We start from the raw sequence: 5,273 nt of genomic DNA, 5'->3' as shown, positions 1-5,273 counted from the left end.
TTAGGATGCTACGAGTTGGGCTAGCAACCGAGGCAAAAAAACCTCAGGATTACTGAGAGGCTTTCGAGTAGTCCTTGGGATCGAATTATCGAACTTCATTCACAGGGATTTAGCTGCGAGTGTAACCTACAAGAGGGTAAGAAATAAAGTAGGTGCCTTTTTAAATCCATAAAGGATAAAGTTATCTTTTATAGATTATTTACGTACCTTTAGGACAGGAGCACCTTAAAATTTGCTGACATGACGAAACAAAGAAGTGGCAATAGAATCCCCAAAAAACGATCGAAGCTCTTTTACGTCATATTGCTAACAACTTCTTGCCTGTTTCCGTCTGCTGCCTACGCCCAATCCGGGAGCACCGGGGACGGCGGTCTTTTCAGTTTGCCGGGTATCCTCATCACCATCACGCTGCTGATTATACCTGTTGTCGCCGCCCTTTTTCTGCTGGTGGTTAAAGCGAACGCGCTCTTCCGAAGTATCCAGAATAGAAAAGACACGGAGGAGGCCTCTCGCTTTGCCACCTACCTGAAATCACTGAATGTGGACCAACTGGGAGCGCTGCAAAAAGACAGGGAGCACCAGGTATATCACCTCAATAACCAGGAACTCTCAGGGCCTTTTTCACCGGAAGACTCCAGAGGCCTGTTAAGCAGCATAAACGAGCAGTCCAACATCCGTTTCATAGAAGCCAAGCGCAAAGCTATCGTCCGGCCTGGCATCGACCCGGCGCTATCCAGGCTCATCCTTTGGTTTTTGGGCACCGCCACTTTCTGGCTTGTCTTCGGAACATCGGTGGGAGAGTATATCGGCATTAAGTTCGTGGCACCGGATGTGGACCAGGTGAGCTGGCTGAGTTTCGGCAGGTTGCGTCCGGTGCACACCAACGCGGTGTTCTGGGGTTGGTCGTCGCTTGCCATGCTGGGCCTGGGCTATTACGTGGTGCCGCGAGTAAGTAACATACAAATACATAGTCTGAAGAGCGGCTGGTGGTCGCTGCTCCTCATCAATGCATCGGTTGTGCTGGGCACTATCGCGCTGATGGCAGGCATCAACAATGGTGGTGGCGAATACCGCGAGTACATCTGGCCCATCCAGTTGCTTTTCGGCATCGGACTGGTGATCACCCTGGTCAATTACCTGAGAACGGTTGCTAACCGCAAAACGACAGAGATCTATGTATCGAACTGGTACATCGTGGCGGCTGTAATGTTTGCCATTGTGATCTCGATCGTAGCGTATGTGCCAAACTTTCAGAACGGACTCGGCGAAACCATCATACAGGGTTATTATATGCACCAGGGTGTGGGCATGTGGTTCATGCTCTTCACGCTTGGTCTGGTGTACTATTACCTGCCCCAACAGCTCAACAAGCCCATTTACTCCTACAGCCTCGGCATCCTTGCCTTCTGGTCGCAGATATTCTTTTATACTTTGATAGGCACGCATCACTTCGTATTCAGCGCCATCCCCTGGTCGTTGCAGACGGTAGCGATTGTGGGCAGCGCGGGTATGATCATACCTGTCGTGTCGGGTACTACCAATTTCCTGATGACCTTCCGGGGGGCATGGCATAAAGTAGCGGGCAGCTATACCCTGCCTTTCTTTATTGTGGGCATCATCTTCTACTTCACAGGCTCGCTGCAGGGCACGGCAGAGGCTTTCCGCAGCACCAACCTTATCTGGCACTTTACAGATTTTACGGTAGCGCACTCACACCTGACTATGTACGGTATCATTGCCTTCTTTCTGTGGGGAGGCATCTATGCCATTGTGCCGCGGCTGACGCGTCAGGAGCCTCCACAGATCACGGTGGGCATTCACTTCTGGATGGCCTTTATCGGTATGATGTTCTATACTGTTCCGCTGATGTGGGGCGGTACCATGCGGGGTCTGATGTGGATGGAAGGGCTGCCCTTTATTGAAAGTGTGACCACGATGGCTCCCTACTGGTTGTGGCGTGCCATTGGCGGTTCGCTGATGTGGGTATCGCACCTGGTGTTTGCCTATAACATGTACAATATGATAAATCCACGCAAAACAGTGAACATCAACGACACCGCCATCAAGAAGCTTCATGCGAACGAACTGGTGGACATCCTCGATAAATGAAACTCTTCTACGAATGTATAACCCATGAAATTCCTAACAGTTGCTCTTTAGCACACACAGCATATGATGGACTTTTTTAACGACTATCGGAAACTATACCTGAGTGCGCTTGGCTTGTTTGTCGTGCTCACTATACTGGTTGCCATCATGCCTGCCATCAGCAACCAGAACAACAACAGCCCGCTGCCAACCGAAGAGGCTCTGAGCGACGCCGCCCTGGAAGGAAAGGCGCTTTACGTAGCCAATGGCTGCGTAGCATGCCATACCCAGCAGGTGCGCAACCTTGATATGGACAAAATGTGGGGTAAGCGACCCAGCATAGCGGCAGATTATGCGGATGAAGAGCGCACCGATCTATGGCGCAACACGGCTACGCTGATGGGGACGGAGCGCACCGGTCCTGACTTAACAGATATAGGCAATCGCCAGCCAAGCGCCGAATGGAATCTGCTGCACCTGTACCAGCCGCGCGCCGTAGTAGCGGAGTCGATTATGCCGGCTTACCCGTGGTTGTTTGAGGAGAAAGCTGAGTTGGAAGAAGGCGATGTGGAGGTTCCGGTGCCCGATGCTTTCCGGAAGGGTGTGAAAGGCAAAATAGTGGCCACCAAAGATGCCCTGAACCTGGTAGCTTACCTGCAATCGCTGAAGCAGGCACAATTGCCCGAAGCCATACCTACGCCTGAATTCCTATACAAACAGGAAGAAAAAACTATTGCGACCACTGGCAGCAGTGAGGACCTGGGCTTGGACGGTGCTGCGCTTTATGCGGCCAATTGCCAGAGCTGTCACCAGGCCAGCGGCGAGGGCCTGAAAGGTGCTTTTCCGCCCCTGAAAGGAAGCCAGATTGTACTGGACGATAATCCGGAGGTGCTGATAGATATAGTGATGAACGGCTACGATGCCCGGCCGGAATTTGCGTCCATGCCGGCCATTGGAGCGAACATGAACTTATCAGCGGCCGAGGTTACCGCCATCATCAACCACGAGCGCAGCAGTTGGGGCAATAGTGCACGAAAAGTACCGGTGGAAAAAGTACAGAAGATTATGGATCTTCTCAAAGAGACAGCTAAAAAGTAAATGGCACATGTCCGAAGCAATGCCAGACCAAAGGTCACCGGAACTGCTGACTGCTACGCCGTTTGAAGGCCAGCTTTTAGCTATAAGCCTTGCCCGGAAAGCGATTTGCGACAGGCAACCGGACGATGGGCTGAGACGGCAGCAAATTGCTTGTTGTGTTTTTAAGCCAGCTAAAGGAAAAAAGGCTGCAACCCGCAAAGAAGCCGCATGTTGTAAAGCATGCGCCCGGAAAATGTTTCAGGAGATAGCAAAGGCAAACAACTATTGGAGAACAAGCGATTAAATAGAACCTGGCTTATGAAAACCATCCTGCTTTCAATTTTCGCCACACTGTTGAGCCTGACAGCTTTTGCCTGCCCGGTGTGTGAGAAGCAGCAGCCTAAAGTGCTGCAGGGCATCAGCCACGGAGCTGGCCCGCAAGGTGACTGGGACTATGTTTTTGTCTGGGCCACGGTGATCATTGTGGTGCTTTGTCTGTTTTTTAGCATAAAATGGCTGGCCCGTCCGGGCGAAAAAGGTGAGGATCACATCAAAAGAACAGTATTAGATTTCTGACAGAATGGAAGACAAAAGCTCTGTAATAATTTTTGTAGATGACGATCCGCAGCCAGTCGGCTCCTTCAGATCACCCATCAACTTCGAGCTGGATACCCGGAAACTGGTAGATGGAGAACATACCCTGCGTATTGTCAGCAAAGACCCATCCGGCAAGGAAGGTATTCGTAAGCTTCCATTTGTAGTACGCAATGGCCCTGACATTAACGTGGAAGGCATTTCTGAGAACGAAGTAGTAGACGGCGTGCTGCCCATTATGGTGAGCGCCTATGGCAAAGGCGATCAGAAAGTGTTCCTGATCGAAGGCAGTGAAACTCCACGGAGTATACCCAACTGGGTCTGGATCCTGCACATCGTATTTGGCGGCTGGGCATTGTATTACCTAATCACACAATTTGCAATATAAAGATGACGACAAAACATGATATAACCGGACTAGAGGATATAAAGGTATTGGTAGACGAGTTCTATACCTTGGTTCGTAACGACGAACTGCTGGCGCCCATTTTTCTTTTCAGACTCAACACCTACTGGAAGCCGCACCTGGAAAAGATGTATACCTTCTGGAACGCTGCGCTGTTCGGTGTAAAAGGCTATACCAGTAACCCTTTTGCTAAGCACGCGACCATGCCCGTAGATGGGGAGCATTTTGAGCGCTGGCTCTCACTTTTCATAAGCACAGTGGATACTTACTTTGAAGGCCCGATGGCTGAGGAAGCTAAGAAAAGAGCGCTGATCATGGCAACTAATTTTGAAAGGCGTATTGACGGGCTAAAGGGAACCGATACGGTAACATTAGTATAGACGACGAAAGTCAACGTTTATTTTTAATGATAAGCTCTAATGAAGATGAAATGGAGATGAAAGAAATTCATGCCAATGCTTCTTACAAAGTTTTGACCGTTAGCTTAGCCAAAGGAGAGGAGATGCCGCGGCATTATGCTACATCAGATGCATGCCTGGTTATTAGAGAAGGCAAAGGAATGCTGAAACTTCAGGAAAGGGAAGTTGTACTGGAAGCAGGGGCTACTTTGGTTATTCCGGCCAATGAGCCGCACAGTTTGCAAATTCAGGAAAACTTTGCTGCCACAGTTATTTTAGCTGCCGGTGCGCAGATAAATTTCCTCACCAGCCAGCCTTCCGGAAGTGAATCAGGATAATAACCAAAACATTGCTGCAGTATTACGAGCAGGTATAGGTCATAGCCAGCAGTAGGTACATGAAGTTTTCTGCCCTTTATTAGGTCGTTATACTTTATGTTTGCAGCAGAACACTTAAAAGGGGACAGCATATGATTTCCAAGTCGTGCAAATATGGCATCAGGGCGGCCGTTTATATCGCCTCGAAAGCTGGTGAAGGAGTGAAGCTAAATGTGAAAGCTATAGCAAAAGAGATAGATGCACCCGAAGCCTTTACAGCAAAGATTCTGCAAATCCTCAACAAGCACCGGATCATTACTTCTTTAAAAGGACCCTACGGTGGTTTTTTCATCGATGAATACCAGTTGGAGCAACCTGTCATCAATATCGTTA

Annotated in this window: 8 protein-coding genes; all 8 read left to right on the top strand. The window is 49.5% G+C overall.

Features of this window, described 5'->3' with window-relative positions; genetic code table 11:
- Positions 1-240 precede the first annotated feature (240 nt).
- The gene (locus tag OB13_RS19060) at positions 241-2,109 is read left to right on the top strand and encodes a cbb3-type cytochrome c oxidase subunit I (RefSeq protein WP_461491773.1); all 1,869 of its coding nucleotides are present in this window, start codon (positions 241-243) and stop codon (positions 2,107-2,109) included.
- A gap of 63 nt (positions 2,110-2,172) precedes the next feature.
- A complete protein-coding gene (locus OB13_RS19055; protein ID WP_461491772.1) occupies positions 2,173-3,186 on the top strand; it encodes a cbb3-type cytochrome c oxidase subunit II in 1,014 nt (337 codons plus the stop codon).
- A 7-nt stretch (positions 3,187-3,193) separates the two neighbouring features.
- Positions 3,194-3,469, top strand: a complete 276-nt coding sequence (locus OB13_RS19050; protein WP_461491771.1) for a hexameric tyrosine-coordinated heme protein — start codon at positions 3,194-3,196, stop codon at positions 3,467-3,469.
- A gap of 14 nt (positions 3,470-3,483) precedes the next feature.
- Positions 3,484-3,741 (top strand): hypothetical protein, encoded by a 258-nt coding sequence (locus OB13_RS19045; protein ID WP_461491770.1) that lies wholly within the window; start codon positions 3,484-3,486, stop codon positions 3,739-3,741.
- 4 nt (positions 3,742-3,745) lie between these two features.
- Positions 3,746-4,147 (top strand): cytochrome C, encoded by a 402-nt coding sequence (locus OB13_RS19040; protein WP_461491769.1) that lies wholly within the window; start codon positions 3,746-3,748, stop codon positions 4,145-4,147.
- Between the two features lie 2 nt (positions 4,148-4,149).
- A complete protein-coding gene (locus tag OB13_RS19035; RefSeq protein ID WP_461491768.1) occupies positions 4,150-4,545 on the top strand; it encodes a group III truncated hemoglobin in 396 nt (131 codons plus the stop codon).
- A gap of 50 nt (positions 4,546-4,595) precedes the next feature.
- Positions 4,596-4,901 carry a cupin domain-containing protein gene (locus tag OB13_RS19030; RefSeq protein WP_461491767.1) on the top strand — a complete coding sequence of 102 codons (306 nt, stop codon included), beginning with the start codon at positions 4,596-4,598 and terminating at the stop codon, positions 4,899-4,901.
- 131 nt (positions 4,902-5,032) lie between these two features.
- A partial coding sequence (locus tag OB13_RS19025; RefSeq protein ID WP_461491766.1) for an RrF2 family transcriptional regulator occupies positions 5,033-5,273 on the top strand: 241 nt, incomplete at its 3' end.

This window comes from Pontibacter sp. HJ8, from assembly GCF_054824225.1.
The sequence above is the reverse complement of the archived record's forward strand: the minus strand, read 5'-3'. Positions and strand labels throughout refer to the sequence as shown.

Coding starts and splice junctions, on each gene's coding strand:
- OB13_RS19030 (WP_461491767.1), top strand. CDS start 4,596: ATGGAGATGAAAGAAATTCATGCCAATGCTTCTTACAAAGTTTTGACC.
- OB13_RS19035 (WP_461491768.1), top strand. CDS start 4,150: ATGACGACAAAACATGATATAACCGGACTAGAGGATATAAAGGTATTG.
- OB13_RS19045 (WP_461491770.1), top strand. CDS start 3,484: ATGAAAACCATCCTGCTTTCAATTTTCGCCACACTGTTGAGCCTGACA.
- OB13_RS19055 (WP_461491772.1), top strand. CDS start 2,173: ATGATGGACTTTTTTAACGACTATCGGAAACTATACCTGAGTGCGCTT.
- OB13_RS19050 (WP_461491771.1), top strand. CDS start 3,194: ATGTCCGAAGCAATGCCAGACCAAAGGTCACCGGAACTGCTGACTGCT.
- OB13_RS19060 (WP_461491773.1), top strand. CDS start 241: ATGACGAAACAAAGAAGTGGCAATAGAATCCCCAAAAAACGATCGAAG.
- OB13_RS19040 (WP_461491769.1), top strand. CDS start 3,746: ATGGAAGACAAAAGCTCTGTAATAATTTTTGTAGATGACGATCCGCAG.